The sequence below is a fragment of the Streptomyces sp. NBC_00212 genome, assembly GCF_045206365.1.
Classification (GTDB): Bacteria; Actinomycetota; Actinomycetes; order Streptomycetales; family Streptomycetaceae; genus Streptomyces.
Genome location: NZ_CP108115.1, coordinates 579,273 through 594,480 on the forward strand (window position 1 = coordinate 579,273; position 15,208 = coordinate 594,480).

15 protein-coding genes and 1 pseudogene are annotated in these 15,208 nt (G+C 70.5%); 3 read left to right on the forward strand and 13 right to left on the reverse strand.

Annotated elements, in window-relative coordinates:
• The first annotated feature begins 170 nt into the window (after window positions 1–170).
• Together OHA17_RS03070 and OHA17_RS03075 are read left to right on the forward strand one after the other, a co-directional pair.
• Window positions 171–1,127, forward strand: a complete 957-nt coding sequence (locus OHA17_RS03070) for a hypothetical protein (RefSeq protein WP_406503793.1) — start codon at window positions 171–173, stop codon at window positions 1,125–1,127.
• A 157-nt stretch (window positions 1,128–1,284) separates the two neighbouring features.
• Window positions 1,285–2,736, forward strand: coding sequence for an amino acid permease (locus tag OHA17_RS03075; RefSeq protein ID WP_398873963.1), 1,452 nt, complete (start codon window positions 1,285–1,287; stop codon window positions 2,734–2,736).
• A 12-nt stretch (window positions 2,737–2,748) separates the two neighbouring features.
• Here OHA17_RS03075 and OHA17_RS03080 read toward each other — a convergent pair whose 3' ends face one another.
• Entirely contained in the window at window positions 2,749–4,251 is a 1,503-nt protein-coding gene (locus tag OHA17_RS03080; RefSeq protein ID WP_406503795.1) for a carotenoid oxygenase family protein, read from the reverse strand.
• A gap of 233 nt (window positions 4,252–4,484) precedes the next feature.
• Here OHA17_RS03080 and OHA17_RS03085 point away from each other — a divergent pair, with 233 nt between their 5' ends.
• Entirely contained in the window at window positions 4,485–4,868 is a 384-nt protein-coding gene (locus OHA17_RS03085; RefSeq protein WP_406503797.1) for a DUF779 domain-containing protein, read from the forward strand.
• 19 nt (window positions 4,869–4,887) lie between these two features.
• On the opposite strand, the pseudogene OHA17_RS03090 reads toward OHA17_RS03085, so the two are convergent.
• The 12 genes and pseudogenes from OHA17_RS03090 to OHA17_RS03145 all read right to left on the reverse strand — a co-directional run.
• Window positions 4,888–5,088: pseudogene (locus OHA17_RS03090) on the reverse strand (hypothetical protein); the annotation flags it as partial.
• A gap of 38 nt (window positions 5,089–5,126) precedes the next feature.
• Window positions 5,127–6,446, reverse strand: coding sequence for an RNA-guided endonuclease InsQ/TnpB family protein (locus tag OHA17_RS03095; protein WP_406503799.1), 1,320 nt, complete (start codon window positions 6,444–6,446; stop codon window positions 5,127–5,129).
• A 130-nt stretch (window positions 6,447–6,576) separates the two neighbouring features.
• Window positions 6,577–6,699, reverse strand: a complete 123-nt coding sequence (locus OHA17_RS03100; protein ID WP_406503801.1) for a hypothetical protein — start codon at window positions 6,697–6,699, stop codon at window positions 6,577–6,579.
• A gap of 294 nt (window positions 6,700–6,993) precedes the next feature.
• Window positions 6,994–8,169: a winged helix DNA-binding domain-containing protein gene (locus OHA17_RS03105; RefSeq protein WP_406503803.1), complete on the reverse strand. Its 1,176-nt coding sequence runs from the start codon at window positions 8,167–8,169 to the stop codon at window positions 6,994–6,996.
• The gene (locus OHA17_RS03110) at window positions 8,166–8,360 is read right to left on the reverse strand and encodes a hypothetical protein (protein WP_398873611.1); all 195 of its coding nucleotides are present in this window, start codon (window positions 8,358–8,360) and stop codon (window positions 8,166–8,168) included. Before OHA17_RS03110 ends, OHA17_RS03105 begins: the two co-directional genes overlap by 4 nt.
• A gap of 118 nt (window positions 8,361–8,478) precedes the next feature.
• Complete coding sequence (locus OHA17_RS03115; protein WP_406503805.1) at window positions 8,479–9,333, reverse strand: phosphatidylinositol-specific phospholipase C/glycerophosphodiester phosphodiesterase family protein; 855 nt, start codon at window positions 9,331–9,333, stop codon at window positions 8,479–8,481.
• A gap of 115 nt (window positions 9,334–9,448) precedes the next feature.
• Complete coding sequence (locus tag OHA17_RS03120) at window positions 9,449–10,108, reverse strand: ABC transporter ATP-binding protein (protein WP_053730215.1); 660 nt, start codon at window positions 10,106–10,108, stop codon at window positions 9,449–9,451.
• Window positions 10,101–11,009 (reverse strand): ABC transporter ATP-binding protein, encoded by a 909-nt coding sequence (locus tag OHA17_RS03125; RefSeq protein ID WP_406510619.1) that lies wholly within the window; start codon window positions 11,007–11,009, stop codon window positions 10,101–10,103. Before OHA17_RS03125 ends, OHA17_RS03120 begins: the two co-directional genes overlap by 8 nt.
• A gap of 71 nt (window positions 11,010–11,080) precedes the next feature.
• The gene (locus OHA17_RS03130; RefSeq protein ID WP_406503807.1) at window positions 11,081–11,929 is read right to left on the reverse strand and encodes an ABC transporter permease; all 849 of its coding nucleotides are present in this window, start codon (window positions 11,927–11,929) and stop codon (window positions 11,081–11,083) included.
• A complete protein-coding gene (locus tag OHA17_RS03135; protein WP_406510620.1) occupies window positions 11,922–12,887 on the reverse strand; it encodes an ABC transporter permease in 966 nt (321 codons plus the stop codon). Before OHA17_RS03135 ends, OHA17_RS03130 begins: the two co-directional genes overlap by 8 nt.
• Before the next feature lie 23 nt (window positions 12,888–12,910).
• Complete coding sequence (locus tag OHA17_RS03140; RefSeq protein ID WP_406503809.1) at window positions 12,911–14,506, reverse strand: ABC transporter substrate-binding protein; 1,596 nt, start codon at window positions 14,504–14,506, stop codon at window positions 12,911–12,913.
• Window positions 14,507–14,651: 145 nt separating this feature from the next.
• The gene (locus OHA17_RS03145) at window positions 14,652–15,158 is read right to left on the reverse strand and encodes a DinB family protein (RefSeq protein ID WP_406503811.1); all 507 of its coding nucleotides are present in this window, start codon (window positions 15,156–15,158) and stop codon (window positions 14,652–14,654) included.
• Window positions 15,159–15,208: the final 50 nt, after the last annotated feature.

A 15,208-nucleotide genomic window follows, 5' to 3' on the forward strand; every position in this document is an offset into this window, starting at 1 on the left:
AAGTGCACGGAACGAGATATTCCGGGCGGCTAGTTTCGATACTCCTAAAGGATGAGTAAGGTGTGGATCGCTGTCGGTGAACCTGCGCAAGAGCTCGGACTCCGGCGTAATTCCGCATGGCTGGAATTCGTAGGACGCAGGGTGTCGTCTGCGGGGACGGGGAGAGGATCGTGGCTGCCGGCTCGTTCGAGGGACACTACGTGTGGCATCCGGCGGCCGACGATCGCGAGCTGGCACGCGCGTGCACGGACGTGCGGGCGGGGCGCTACCTCGGCGCCCACAACGTGCTCGAAGAGGCGCGCGGCGACTACGAGTTGAGGGCCCACCGGTCCCTGGTCCTGGCCTCGGAAGCGGCCGACTCGGACCTCGCGGAACGCTGGATGGCCGAGGAACCCGGCCCGGAAGCGGCCCTGTTGGGCGCGCGCGTGGCGATGATCCGCGCACTGCGCATGGCGGATGCCGGGGACGCCCGGGCCGATGCCCTGCTGCGCATAGCGCAGGCGGCCTGTATGCGGGCGGCGCGGCTGCTGCCCCAGGACCCGACCCCGTGGGTGGCCCAACTGGCCCTGGCCCGCATCGACGGACCCCGCGATCCCGCCCCGAGGGGGCTGCTCACCGCGCCGCCCGGCCCCTGGCAGATGTTCGCCCATGTGCTGCGGCTCGACCCCTGGCACCGCGAGGCCCATCACCGCTTCCTGGCCTGCTTCTTCACCCGTCACGGCGGCTCGGCGAGCGCCCGGTGGGACGTCGCCTCGTTCCTCAGCCACCGGGCGCCCGCCACCTCCGCGCTGCGGCTCCTGCCCCTGGTCGCCCTCGTCGAGGACTACGACCCGAACGTCCTCCTCGCGGACCACACCTGGCAACAGCCGCAATGGGCCGCGACCATCCTCGGCATTTACCACAACTGGTTTCCGCAGGCGGCCAGTTACCGTTTCACGCCGGTCCTCGATCTGGCTTATCTGGCGCACGCCCTGTTCATGGCGAAGCGCGAATTCGAGGCACGGGAAGTCCTCACGGCCATGGGCCCGTACGCCTCGCGCATGCCCTGGAGCGCGTTCGGCGACCCCGGAGAACAGCTGACCAGGGCCAGGAGGTCCTGCGGACTCCCGACCCCCGCACCGGCCTGATCACCACCGGCGCCGCAGACCCGCCCGCGAGACCTACGCGTCTTTTCACCCCCGAGGAAAGGTTGCCACTGTGTCCGAGCGCACGTCCCACACCCGCTCGTCGAGCCGAGACCGGGAATCATCCGTGGCATTCGACGACGATGCCACGCTGCACGCGATGGGATATCCCCGGAAACTCACCCGGAGATTTCACGCCTTCGACAATTTCGCCATATCCTTCACCATCATCAACATAATCTCCGGAATTTTCTCCGCATTCGGTTTCGGAATGGGAGCGGGCGGCCCCCGCATTCTCGTCTTCGGCTGGATCGGCGTCTCGGTCATGGTGCTGTTCGTGGGCGCCGCGATGGGCGAAATCGCGTCCGCCTACCCCACCAGCGGCGCCCTGTACTTCTCCGCGGGCAAGCTCGCCAAGCGCCATCGTGGCGCCTGGTCCTGGTACACGGGGTGGCTGAACTTCGTCGGCCAGGTGGGCGGCACCGCCGCGACCAACTACGCCGCCGCCACCTTCATCCAGGCGTTCATCGGGATGCAGTGGCCTTCGTACGAGCCCACGCAACAGCAGACGGTCGCCATCGCGACGGCGATCCTGCTGGTCCAGGCGCTCGCCAACACCTACACCGTGCAGCTGGTCGCCCTGGTGAACCGGATCTCCGTGTGGTGGCTCCTGGTCGGCATGGTGGTGATCGTCGTCGCCCTGACCGTGAAGCCCTCCTCGCACCAGCCGGCCTCGTTCGCGACGCACTTCGTCAACAGCACCGGGTTCAGCAACGGTCTGTACGCCGCGATGCTGGGCCTCCTCGTGACGAGCTGGACGTTCACCGGCTTCGACGGCAGCTTCCACATGTCCGAGGAGACGGTGAGGGCCACCGTCAACACGCCCAAGGGCATCATGCGCGCGATCATCTACTCGGCGCTCGCCGGACTCGTCCTCATGCTGGCCCTCGTGTACGCGATCCGCGACTACGCGGCCGAGATCACCTCGGCGGCCCCGCCCGTGCAGATCCTCGTCGACGCGCTCGGCGCGGGCACCGCCAAGCTGCTCCTGCTGATCGTGATCGGGGCCATGCTGTTCTGCGGCCTGGCCAACATGACCAGCAACACCCGGCAGATCTTCGCCTTTTCGCGGGACGGGGCGATGCCGGGGTCGCGCTGGTGGCATTCGGTGTCGCTGCGCACCCGCACCCCCGTGAAGGCGGTGTGGCTCGCCGCGGCCTGTGCGCTGGTGCTGATCATTCCGGCCTTGTGGTCGCACACCGCCTTCACCGCCATCGTGAGCGTCAACGTGGTCGGCCTGTACCTGGCGTACGGGGTGCCCATCTTCCTGCGGCTGCGGCTGGACGACTTCGCGCCCGGCCCGTGGAACCTGGGGCGCTGGGGCAGGCCGGTGGCGGCGGTCGCCGTGATCTGGATCGTGCTCAGCAGCGTGCTGTTCATGCTGCCCCAGGCCTCCCCGATCACCGTCGACAACTTCAACTACGCGCCGATCGCGCTCGGCGCGGTGCTGCTCATCGCCACCGTCTGGTGGTTCGCCACCGCCCGTCGGCGCTTCCAGGGGCCGGTCAGCTACGGCAGCCCCGACGAGGTGGCGGCGATGGACCTCATCTGACACGGAGTCACCTCAGGCGTCGGGTACCCAACTGCCGTGGAAACCAAGGGGTATCCGGCCCGGCAGGTGGATGCGGGCGACCGGCTCTCCGGTGAAGTCCTGGGCGGCCAGGATCACCAGGTCGCTCGCGCCCCGCTCCGGATCGTGGACGTAGGCGAGCGCGTAGCCGTCGTCCTCGGCCGCCTTGTGGCCGTGCGCGTCGCGCGGCACGAACACGGCTTCGCCCGCGGCCGCCGCCTTCGGCAGCCGGTGCACCTGTGAGGTGCCGCGCAGCAGGTCCTGCTTGATCAGGGCGCTGCTGAACGCCTTGTCGGGCGGGACCCCATCGACCGTCTCGTACGCGGCGAAGAACTCGGCGGCGGCCGCGGAGTAGCCGTACCGGTGGCGCCTGGACACCGTCGCCTCGTTCACGCGCGGGAACTCCTGGGGCCGGTCGTCGATCCGCCGCTGGTGGACGCGGCCGTGCTCCAGGTCGATCGTCCAGCGGTCGAGCGCGGGCGTCCCCGTCGCGGCCGGGCCACCCGAGCCGCGCCCGGCGACGAAGAACGGCGCCGGGTAGGTGGTGAGATCCATGACCACGGTCGCTCCCTCGTCGTACGCGTTGAGCGTGTGCGAGTAGAAGACGGGGTCCACCTCGAACCAGCGGACCGGGCCGCCCCCGCGCGGCATGACTCCGACCCGTGCCGCATGGTGGTCGTCCCACGCGTACGGCACGGGAGCGCCGCTACGGGCCGCCTCCGGATCGAAGGTGACCGGGATGTCGATGACGACGACGTGCCGCTCGGTGAGCCCGAAGTCGTGCACCATCGAGCCCGCCGGCATGGGGATCCGAGTCGTCCTGGTCACCTTCCCGGTGCGGTCCACGACGATGTGGCGGACGTGGTCCCAGGTCGGGTAGTACGCGATGGCGTGCAACTCGTCCGCGTGGGCGTCGTACTTGGTGTGTGCGGCGAAGGACCCGCTCAGCGTGGCGCGGAAGTCGTACGGGCGCAGCGTGTTGAGCTCGCCGTCGAGCTCGTACGGCAGCGGCCCGCTCTCCTGCATCGCGAGAATGCGGCCCTTGTACGGGATCACATGCGTGTTGCAGGCGAAGTCGTTCTCGGGCACCGGCCCCGGGTACTTCTCCCCCAGTTCCCCGGCGACGGCGGCCGAGCGGACCCAGCGATTGCGGTACCACTCGGCGCGGCCGTTCCTGAGGCGCACGCCGTGCACCATGCCGGGGCCGATCATCCAGTGGTGGGCCCGCGGGTCCTCGATACCGAAGGCGTTGGGGCCGTTGCGCAGATAGCGGCCGTTCAGCTCGTGCGGGATGCGGCCGGTGACGGGCAGCGAGAACGCTGTCAGCTCTTCCGTCACCGGCGCGAAGACGCCTTCGAGGAAGGGGCTTTGGCCCGGGGGCGCGGAGGCGGCGGGAGCCATGGGCGCGGGTGGGCCGCCGCGCAGCGCCGTCGTGCCTCCCGCCAGCGCGATCGCCGCCGTGCCCCGCAGCACGTTCCGCCGAGTGTGACCGGTCATCGCCGAGCCCCCTGCCTTCTGTTCTCGCCGTACGGATCTGTCGCTCACGATCCTGTGGCAGGACCCGGGCCCGGGTCAGGAGGCTTGGGGCCCGGAAGGGGGTGGTGCCAGGCCCCCGGACGCCAGGTGGTTGCAACCCGCTTGCAACCACCCGCATGGTGAGGTGTGGCTACCGGATCCGCACGCCATGGCCCGCAGGGGGCTGTTGCGCGGGCCGGAGGAGCGAGGGAGAGATGACGCCCGCGGAACATCCGGGAACACCCCCGGCAACCGACGCCCCACCCGTTGAACTCACGTCTGCGGCACGCGAGTTGATCCGCACACTGCGATCGAAGCACGGCCCGCTGATGTTCCATCAGTCGGGCGGTTGCTGTGACGGCAGCGCGCCCATGTGCTACCCGGAGGGAGAGTTCCGTACCGGCGGCTCGGACGTCCTGCTCGCCTCCCTCGCGGTGGAGGGAGTGGCTGAGCGCGTCCCGTTCTGGATGCCGAAGAGCCAGTACGAACTGTGGCGGCACACCCGGCTGATCGTCGACGTGGTGGAGGGCCGGGGCAGCGGGTTCTCGCTCGAAGCGCCGGAAGGCGTGCGGTTCCTCATCCGGTCGCGGCTGATCTGAACCGCCGCCCCCTGGGGCCTCAGTCCCGGTCGTGCACGGCCACGATGCCGTTGAAGACGCCGACGTACGCGGTGCCGTCCGGGCCGATGGTGATCGGCGCCCAGTTGTTGTCGTACCCGGGGCCGGTTCCGGTGAGCTTCTTCCAGCGGACGGCGCCGGTGCGGAAGTCGACCGCGGTCAGGTACCAGGCGTCGATGCCGAGCGCGTTGGGCTCCTTCTCTTGAAGTGTTCTCCTCCGTGAACGGAGGAGATTCCTGCCTACCTTGCGGTGGCGGGCTTGACGCGGCGAGCGCGCCTGGCGACTGCCCTCCCGGCAGCCGGGATGAGCGCGAGGCCCATCCGGTACAGGTGCAAGATGTTCCGGCCTGCATTGTGGTCGGCGTTGCCTGACCAGCCGCAGTCGGGGTTCTTGCACACGAACACGGCCTGAGACTCCCGGCTGCCGGGAGTGGTGAACCCGCACATCGAGCAGCGCTGGGAGGTTCCAGGGGCGGGAACCTTGTGGACTGTGCCCCCATGACGTGCGGTCTTGTACGTCAGCATGGTGACGGTGCGGCCCCATGCCTCTTGGCTGATGGAGCGGTTGAGGCCGGATTTCTGGGCAACGTTCTTCCCAGGTTCCTCATCGGTGCCCTTGGCGGACTTGACCATGTTCGTGATGTTGAGGTCTTCTACCACGATCACGCTGTACTTCGCCGCGATCTCGCTGGTGGTCTTGTGCTGCCAGTCGAGGGCTCGGCGCTTGGCTTTCGCACGGAGCTCGGCGATCTGGTCGTAGGTGCGGTGAAGCCGGTTCGAAGTATGTTCGCCGGGTTTGCGGTACTGCTTGCGCCGGGCGGCTCGCTGTTCCAGGCGCAGCAGCTTGGCCTTCTCGTTGGGGTTCAGCCACTTGTCGCGGTCGGCCGTGCCGTCCGCCGTCTTCGCTGGGAGGCAGTGGTCCTGGTGGTTGCCGTCGGACAGGGCCAGCGGGATGTTCACTCCAGCGTCGATGCCGACCTCGGGCCCCGTGTGGGGCCCAGGCGTGGCTTCAAGGGTCTGGACGCGGAAGGCGATGTGCCAGCCGAGAGCGTCTTTGACCAGCCGCGCGCCGGTGATCCGGTTCTCGGCGTTGGCGTGTTTGCCGACCGGCAGGTTTTTGGTCCAGTGGAAGCGGACTCGGCCGATCTTGGGGATGTTGACCATGCCCCAGCGGCGATGCACGCGAGTGATGTTCAGGTCACGGCCCTGCGGGATGTCAACGGACATCACCGTTCGGAGTCGGCCTTTGAAGTTCGGTGCGTCGGCGCGGCCGTCCCAGCAGTTCTTCCATGCCTGGGCGTACGTCTTCAGAACCGCCTGGGCGGCCTGCGCGGGAAGTGCGGCGAGGAAGTCGATGTCCTTGCGGGCCTGCCGGATGGCGGCGTCCGCGTTCGCCAGGGTCCGCTTGTCCTTCGGCATCATCTGCCACCATGCGTGCAGCAGATTCCACATCGTCCGGGCCGCATGCGCCTGATCATCCGCCTTGAGTACGAGCGCAGGAGACAGCGCCAGCCGGGCTGAATGCCCGTGCCGCTTTTCATAGACGAGTTCCGCACTCACGCCATCACCGTAGCAATTTCACTGATGTCACCACAGAGGAACCCAAACCCTGGTGTACGCATGGGCTGTCATGTCGTCCACCACGTGCACGTTCGCTTGGTATTCGTCACCAAGTACCAGCACGGGGCCTTCACAGACGAGACACCGACCCGCTGGGCGGCCCAGCGGCCCGGACACCGGCCGGCCCCACCAGGGTGCCCGCGGTGACGGCGAGCGTCAGGGCCAGTGCGCGGGCGAACACTCTGCGGGACATGCGGCTCCTCGGTATGCGTACGTACGAAAGTCGTCGCGCCGCCACCGGACGTTAGAGGTGCCTGCTTGAAGTGTCCATGGAAGCTGAGGGGGTTTCATGTTCACGTCATGAGGGTGCAACACGAGCTCTGAGCCCACCTGGTTGCGGCTCGGGCCCCGTATGGGGCGCGGGGAACGGCGCGAGCAACCACGGACGGCCCGCGCCCGAAGGCGGGTTTCAGGGGCGCGAGGAACTGCGCAACCAACCCGACCGGCCCCGCCGGGCCCGCACCCGAAAGCCGCACCCCGCCAGGGGTTACTGAGCGAGCCGCCGCTCCAATGGCGTGCGGAAGCTCGGCTTGATGCGCACATCGCCGAAGAACGCGGCAAGCCGATCCGCCTCGACATCGATCACCGCCCGCGCGTCCCGCCCCACCCCCGCCCCCGCGAGGACCTCCGTAACGATCGAGCCGTCGGCCCGCTGAGCCCACCCACCCACGACCCGCCCGTTCCACCAGACGCTCGGCCCGATGTTCCCGTTCGTGTCGAAGAGTTCGGCCGTGTGACCGGCATCGAGGTACCAGTCACGATGCCGCCAGCCCATCGGGGTGGGGTCGAGGGCGGGAAGCAGCGCAGCCCAGGGCTCGGGCTCGGCAGGGGGTTCGAGGTGGGCGGGCAGCGCATGGCCCGGACCGGCGTCGAGGTCGACCTCGACCGCGTCGGTGCGGGCCAGCGCCTTGCGGGTGTCGGTGAGCGTCCACCCCGTCCACCACTTGACGTCCTCCGTGGTGGCGGGCCCGAACGCCGCCAGGTACCGCCCGGCGAGCTCCGCCTTGGCCTCGTCGACGGGCAGGTCGGGGTGCGGTTCGGCGGGGATCCAGCGGTACTGGCTGGAGGCCCAGGTGCCGAGCGGCCGGCCGCGCCGGATGCGGCTCTCGGCGGCCATCACGCCGAGGAAGCGGCTGGTGATGCGGGGCCGGGCCTCGTACGGCTTGCCCTCGGCCTGGACGATCTGCGACTTCAAGTCGGGTACTTCGTCGGCGAGTTGGGCAGCGGTGGCCTCGCCGCGCCGCTGGAGGGCGGCCAGGACCGCGGCCTCGGTCGCGGCGAACCAGCGCTCGTCGAAGCCGAGTTGTTCCTGGATGACCTTGGCGAGGTTCTTGCGTTCGCGGGCCGCCACGGCGCGGGCGGTCGACGCGTCCACGACGGGGGCGAGCTCGCGCGGCACCACGAACATGGTGCGCCGCATGCAGAGCATCCGCACCAGCGTGTGGTCCTCGTACAGCGCGCGCTCCAGGTCCGCCACGGCGGGGTCCTTCAGCCGGGCGGCGACGCTGAGGTACACGGACGCGGGGTCCGTGGCGTGCAGGCCGAGCACCGCCTCGGCGACCGCCTCCGGGGCGTTGGCGCGGGCGGCGGGGGTGAGCAGGTGGCGGGCGCCGAGGCGGGCGCGCCGTTCCTCGGCGGTGATCTTCCGGCGGGCCTTGGTCATGGCTTGAGGCTACCGACCACACCTGCCGTCGCGTTGAGGCCGTCCTGGATGGTGGTCGCCATGCTCGTCCCGGCCAGGAAGAAGCCGAGCAGGGCGCAGACGATCGCGTGCGAGGGCTTGAGCCCACCGCTCCGCAGGAAGATCACCGCGAGCACCACCAGCAGCAGGACCACCGAGATCGAAACAGCCATGACGAGCCTCCTCCGCCGCGCCGGATTCGCGGCATTCGGGCGTCAGTGTGGCGGAGGAGGCGCTGCTCACCGGCTCAAGACATGTCCGCCGTACGGGTGTTGACTGCGTGTGATCCCGCTACTCGCCGTGGGCACGGAGGAAGGTTTCGAGTCCGGCGAGGTCGTCGGTGTTGAACCAGTCGATCCCGGCGGCGTAGAGCTCGCGCCACAGGACGTCGCGTTCGGGCCCGGCGGAGTCGGGGGTCGCCCAGAACCTCAGCCGCTGGCGGCCCGCGTGGCTGCGGGCCACCAGGTCGCGCAGCTCGGCGCGTTCGGCGGCGGGGAAGGGCCCGGTGCCGGTCCAGGTGAAGTGGTCGGTCCAGGCCTCGCTGATCAGCGGGATGAAGGAGGCGGTGGCGGCCGTCCCGAGGTCGTCGAGCCGCCCGTCGTAGAAGGCGTACCGCACCCGCTGCGCCTCCATGGGCGTACGGGCGCCGCGGTCGCCGGAGATGACCGCGGTGACGGCGCCGGTCCGCACCCGGCCGTGCGCGCATGAGCTGAGGAGGTGCCGGTAGGGGACGAGGTGCCGGTCGAGTTCGAGGTAGGTGGCCGCGCCCTCGGTCTTGATGTCGATGAGCAGCTGGAGCGGGTGGTGGTAACCCCGGTACACCGAGCCGTGGTTGGCGCGGATCAGCTTGCGCAGCGGGTCGAGATAGAGGGATTCGAGGGTGCGGCTCGGGTCGAGCTCGGCGGGGTCGTGGCCGACCAGGAGCCGGCCGTCGACGAGGAAGATGTCGGCCTCGACGCTGGTGAAGCCGTGCGCGAGGGCGTCGAAGAGGGGGTGGATGTGCTCGTAGTCGTTGTGCGCGTGGGTTCTGCGCAGGGGCCTGGGACGGGAGGGATGGGCGGCCGCGCGGGCGGTGCCGGCCAGGGCGGGCACGGCGACGGCCGCGGCGAGGGTGGCGACGGCACTGCGGCGGGTGAGGTGGGCCATGGGTGCGCTCCCGGGGAACGAGGGACGGACGCGACCGAGTATGCGTCGCGTTGCGCACAACTGACGTGTGGCTACCATGAGTTGGCCGGTCCTTCGTCCCCGTTTCACCCGCCGGTCAGGCCTGCGGCGGGGCCTCCCAGCTGACTGTGCGGTCGCACCAGCGGTCGAGGAGTACCTGGTCGTGGCCGACGGCCAGCAGGGACGCCTTCGTCTCGCGGCGGTAGTTCTCGACCGCCGCGACCAGCGCGGCCGTCGTCGACGCGTCGAGCATCGCGGTCATCTCGTCGCAGATCAGCAGGCGTGGACGGAGCACCAACGCTCGTGCCAGGCAGGCGCGTTGGAGCTGGCCGTCGCTGACTTCGTGGGCGCTGCGGGTCAGGAGGTCGCCGCCGAGGCCGACCGCGTGGGCCAGCGCGTCCACGCGCTCGCGGATCTCGATCCGCCGGCCGGTCGCCTTCAGGGGCTCGGCGATCAGGTCGCGCAGCCGCAGCCGCGGGTCGGCGGAGAGGCGGGGCGACTGGAAGACGACGCCCACGGTGGTGCGCAGGGCGCGCGGGGCGCGGTGGCGGTAGTCGGTGACGGTGGTGCCGTCCAGGACGACTGTTCCGGCGTCGGGTCGGTGCAGCAGGGCCGCGACTCTGGCCAGGGTGGACTTGCCGCAGCCGCTGGGGCCGAGCAGGCCGACCGCCTCGCCGTGGGACACGGCGAGGCTGACGTCGCGCACCACGGGCCTGCCCCGCTCGTAACCGGCTGTGATGTTGCTGAGCTCAAGCACGGCTGGGCTCCTCCGCGTGGGCGTGGTGGCAGGCGGCCCGGCCGTCGAACCGCGGCTGGGTGCCGCAGAGCGCGTCGGCCAGGTCGCAGCGGGGTGCGAACGCACACCCCGCCGGGAGGTCTCCCAGCTCCGGCGGCATGCCGGGGATGGGCTGGAAGGATCGTTCCGGCAGGGCATCGAGCAGACCACGAGCGTACGGGTGCCGGGGACCCGGCTCGCCGAAGAACCTGGTGGCGTCGGCGAGTTCGACGATGCGGCCCGCGTACATCACGGCGACCCGGTCCGCGATCCGGGCGGCGGCCGCCAGGTCGTGCGTGATCATCAGCAGGGCGCGGCCCTCGTCGACGGTGCGGCGCAGTTCGTCGGCCGTGCGCTCGACCAGGGCGCGGTCGAGCCCCGTCGTCGGTTCGTCCGCGAGCAGCAGAGGTGCGTCACCGACGAGGGCGAGCGCGGTCGCGGCACGCTGGGCGAGCCCGCCGGACAGTTCGTGCGGGTAGCGGTCGAGGTGGTCCGCAGGGAAGGCCGCCCGCCCGGCCACGTCCCGCGCCGCCGCACGCAGCGCCTTGCGCGGGGCGGGGGTCAACTCTCTTATGGTTTCCTCCAGTTGACTGCGCACCGTGCGTACGGGGGTGAGGTGGGCGGCCGGGCTCTGCGGTACGAGGCCGATGCGCCGGCCCCGTACCGTGCGGGCGAGGAGCCGCTCGTCGGCGGTGATCAGGTCCGTGCCGTCGTCGAGCAGCGCGACGCCCTCGGATTCGGCGTTGGCGGGCAGCAGGCCGAGCAGCGCGGAGGCGAGGACCGACTTTCCGCAGCCGCTCTCGCCGACGAGCGCGAGGCACTCCCCCGCCGCGAGGTCGAAGGAGGCATCGGTGACGGCGGCGATGTGTCCGCCGCCCCGCATCCGGAAGCGTACGGAGAGGTTCCGTACGGAGAGCGCGTTCGGGGCCCCAGACGTCACCGAGGTCACAGCGGTCACAACATCAGCTCCGATCGGCGGCGCGGGCTGAGCCGTTCCCGCCAGGCTCCGGCCAGGCCCGCGATGGCGAGGGTCGGCACGATCAGGAGGAGGCCGGGGAACAGGGTCGGCCACCAGTCGCCCGCGAGCAGCGTGCCGCGTGCGCTCTGGACGAGGTTGCCGAGGCTGGCCTGGTGGGCGGGCAGGCCGAGGCCGAGGAAGGACAGGGCGGACTCGTGCCACATGGCGTGCGGCACCATGAGAACCGCGGCAAGACCGGCTTGCGGCCACACAGCGGGCAGCAGATGACGGACCGTCACCCGCCACCGCGAGGCGCCGCCCGAGATCGCCGCGTCGATGTAGGGGCGCGAGCGCAGGGACAGGATTTCGGAGCGGACGATGCGGGCCGTCGAGAGCCAGTGCGTCAGCGCGACCGACACCACGACCGGCCACACTCCTGGGCGGAACATCGCCACGACGAAGATGCCGAGCAGCAGGTGCGGTACGGACGAGCAGGTGTCGACGAGCCGCATGACGACCCGGTCGGTCCAGCCCCCGAAGGCTCCGGCGACGGCGCCGACCGCGGTGCCGATGAGGGTCGCGGCGAGCGCGGCGACGGCGCCCACCAGCAGGGAGACCCGCAGTCCGTACACGCAGCGGAGCAGCAGGTCGCGGCCCACGTCGTCGGTGCCGAACGGGTGGGCCCAGGACGGGGGTTGGAGCTTCCTGGCAAGGTCCACGGCCTGTTGGTCGAGCTGGACCAGGGGCGGCACCAGGACGACGGCGAGCACGACGACGGCCAGGATGACGGCCGAGGTGCGCACCCGCACGGTGCGGGTGGATCTGCCGAGGCGTACGTCAGCCATCGAATCCCACCCTCGGGTCGGCGAGTCCGTACAGGAGGTCGGAGAGCAGGTTGCCGAGGAGCACGGCGGCGGTCGCGAGCACCGTGAGGGCGGCGAGCAGCGGGAAGTCGACGGAGGTCGCGGCCTGCACGGTGGCGGCGGCGATGCCGGGCCAGCTGAAGACCGTCTCGACGAGCAGCGCGCCGGTGATCAGCTCGGGCACGCGGGAGCCGATCAGGGTCAGCATGGGGAGCATGCCGGAGCGCAGGGCGTGGCCGGTCAGGACGGTGCGTTCGGCGAGGCCGCGCGCCCGCGCCCCGCGCACCGGGTCCTCGGCCAGCGCGTCGCCGACGCCTTGGCGTACGTACAGGAAGAACCAGGGCAGTTGGGACAGGCCGAGCACGCCTGCCGGGAGCATGAGGTGGCTGATGACCTGGCCGGGGGTGACCGTGTCGCTCGCGGTGTCGGTGAGGCCCCCGGCCGGCAGCGCACCCAGTTTCAGCGCGAAGAACCAGATGGCGAGCAGGCCGAGCCAGAAGGCGGGGGCGGCTTCGAGGGTGTAGGCGGCGGAGCTGACCGAGCGGTCGAGCCAGCCGCCGCGGCGGCGCGCGGCGAGCACGCCGAGCGCGATGCCGAGCAGGATCGCGACGGCGAAGGCGGCGATGGCGAGCAGCGCCGACCAGCCGATGCGTTCGGCGATGACGTCGGCGACGGGCTGGCGCAGCACGCTGGAGTCGCCGGGGTCGCCGCCGAGGGCCGAGGTCAGCCAGTCCCACCAGCGCTGCACGAACGGCTGGTCCACGCCGAGGTTGGCGCGCAGTTGATCCAACTCGGCCTGGGACGCGGTGAGTCCGGCGGTGCCCGCGTACGCCTTGACGGGGTCGAAGGGGGACGCGGCGGCGACCGCGAAGACGCCGAAGGTGACGGCGAGCAGGACGGGGACGGCGGACAGGATCCGCCGGCCGGCCATGCGGCCCATCGCCTCCCACGGAAGGCGGCGGCTCACTTCTTCGGGGTCCACTTCTCGACGTCCCACCAGGGGCCGGACGCGAGCCCGTGGTCGTGCGGTTCGACCTGGGTGGAAGGGCCGTCCCACTTGTCGTTGACGACGTACAGGTGGTCGATGTGGGTGAGGAAGGTGTAGCCCGGGTTCTTCACGAGCTCGCGCTGAACGGTGTCGTACGCGGTCTTGCGGACGGCCTGGTCGCCGCTCTTGCGGGCGTCGTCGAGGGCCTTGTCGACGGTGTCGTTGGCGTACGAGGCCATGTTGTTGAAGCCGTCGCCGGCGAGCGAGGACTTGAGCAGGTTGTACTGGTCGAAGTCGGGGTCGCCGGGCGAGCCGCCGCCGGCGAGGACCGCGTCCTGCTTCATGCGGGGCTCGATGACCTCCCAGGTGCCGGACTGGGTGGTGACGGCGATGCCCGCCTTCTTGGCGTCGGAGGCGAACGCCAGGGCGTGGTCCTGGCGGAGCTTGTCGCCGGAGAGGTACCAGAGCGGGAAGGCGGCTTTGACGCCGTCCTTCTCGCGGATGCCGTCGGCGCCCGGCTTCCAGCCCGCGTCGTCGAGGATCTTCCGCGCCTTGCCGAGGTCGTGGGCGCGCTCGGTGCCGGCGGCGAACCACGGGCTGCCGGTCGGCACCGGGCCGTAGGCCGGCTTGCCCGCGCCTTCCAGGATGCGGTCGACCATGGCCTCGCGGTCGACGGCGAGGTCGAGGGCCTGGCGCACGGCGGTGTCACCGGCGACCTTGTTGCCGGTGGGCAGGGTGACGTTGCGGTAGTCGTACGTCTTCGCCACGTACGTCTTCTTGCCTTTCTCACCCTTGAACGTCTTGGCGAGGTTGGGCGGCAGGATCGCGCCGTCGAGGTCGCCGGCCCGCAGCCGGGTCGCGCGCACGTCGTCGTCCTTGATGATCGCCATCGTGAACTTCTTCACGGCGGGCGCGCCGCCCCAGTAGGAGGGGTTCGCCGAGAAGGTGATCTTCTCGCCCTTCGACCACTTGGTGAGCGTGTACGGGCCGGTGCCGACGGGCGCGCTGGAGAAGGCGCCCGAGTTGACGTCCTGCGGGGCCGCGACGTGTTCGGGGACGACGGGCAGCACGGTCCGCTCGGCGAACGGGGCGTAGGGGTACTTGAGGGTGAAGACCACCGAGTCGTCGCCCTGGGCCTCGACGGACTTCACCGCGTCGAGCTCGCCCTTGGAGGGGTTGTTGGTCTTCGGGTCGAGGATCTTCGTGTAGGTGAACACGACGTCCTTGGCCGTAAACGGCTTGCCGTCGCTGAACTTCACGCCCTGGCGCAGCTTGTACGTGTACGTCAGCCGGTCCGCGCTCACCTCGGGCAGCGCGGTGGCGAGCGCGGGCCGCAGCTTCATGTCCGCGTCGAAGGTGAGGAGCCCGTCGAAGAGCTTGGAGTTGCCGTCCTTGCCGTAGCCGAGGAGCGGGCTGAGCGTCTCGGGCTCGTAGGCGATGCCCACGACCGCGGAGTCCTTCTTGCCGCTTCCGGCCGCCCCACCGCCCGGGTTGGAGCAGGCGGCCGTGCCGACGGCGAGAGCCCCGGCCAGTACGGCGGCGGCCGTGGCACGTATGGAACGGGCGGTCATGCGGCCCACACCCCTTGCTGAAGATCCACTGCTATTGCGAACAAATCGCAATTAAACCCGCCAGTAAAGGAGGGGTCAAAAACGGCACGGCCCCGGTCCGTGCGGGTGGCGCGGACCGGGGCCGCGGGAGGCGGGGGCGAGGGCGCTACTCGCCCGTCGTGCCGTCGATGGCCTCGCGGAGCAGATCGGCGTGGCCGTTGTGGCGGGCGTACTCCTCGATCATGTGCGTGAGGATGTAGCGCAGCGAGATGGTCTCCTCGCGGAACTCCACTGTTTCGTCAAGGGAGTTGAAGGCGTCGGCCGCGGAGCGGGAGTCCTCGCACGCGGCCCGCCAGGCGGCGAACGCCTCGTCCACGTCGGCGTCCGCGACATGGAACTCGCCGAACCCCCCGTCGGCCGTGCGAGGCCAGTAGGACGTGAGCCGCTCGCCGTTCAGGACGAGCCGGAACCAGCTCCGCTCGACCTCGACGGCGTGCCGGACCAGGCCGAGCAGGGTGAGCCGCGAGGTCGGCACGGCCTTCTGCTTGAGCTGTTCCGCGCTCAGGCCCGCGCACTTCCAGGCGAGGGTCTCGCGCTGGTGGTCGAGGAACGCGGTCAGCGACGTGCGGTCGTCGGCCGTCTTGGCGGGCTCGGTGCGCCGGTGATCACTCATCGGCCGATGATGCCAAGGCGCGAGGGAGCCAGGTGCTCGCCGTCCGCAGG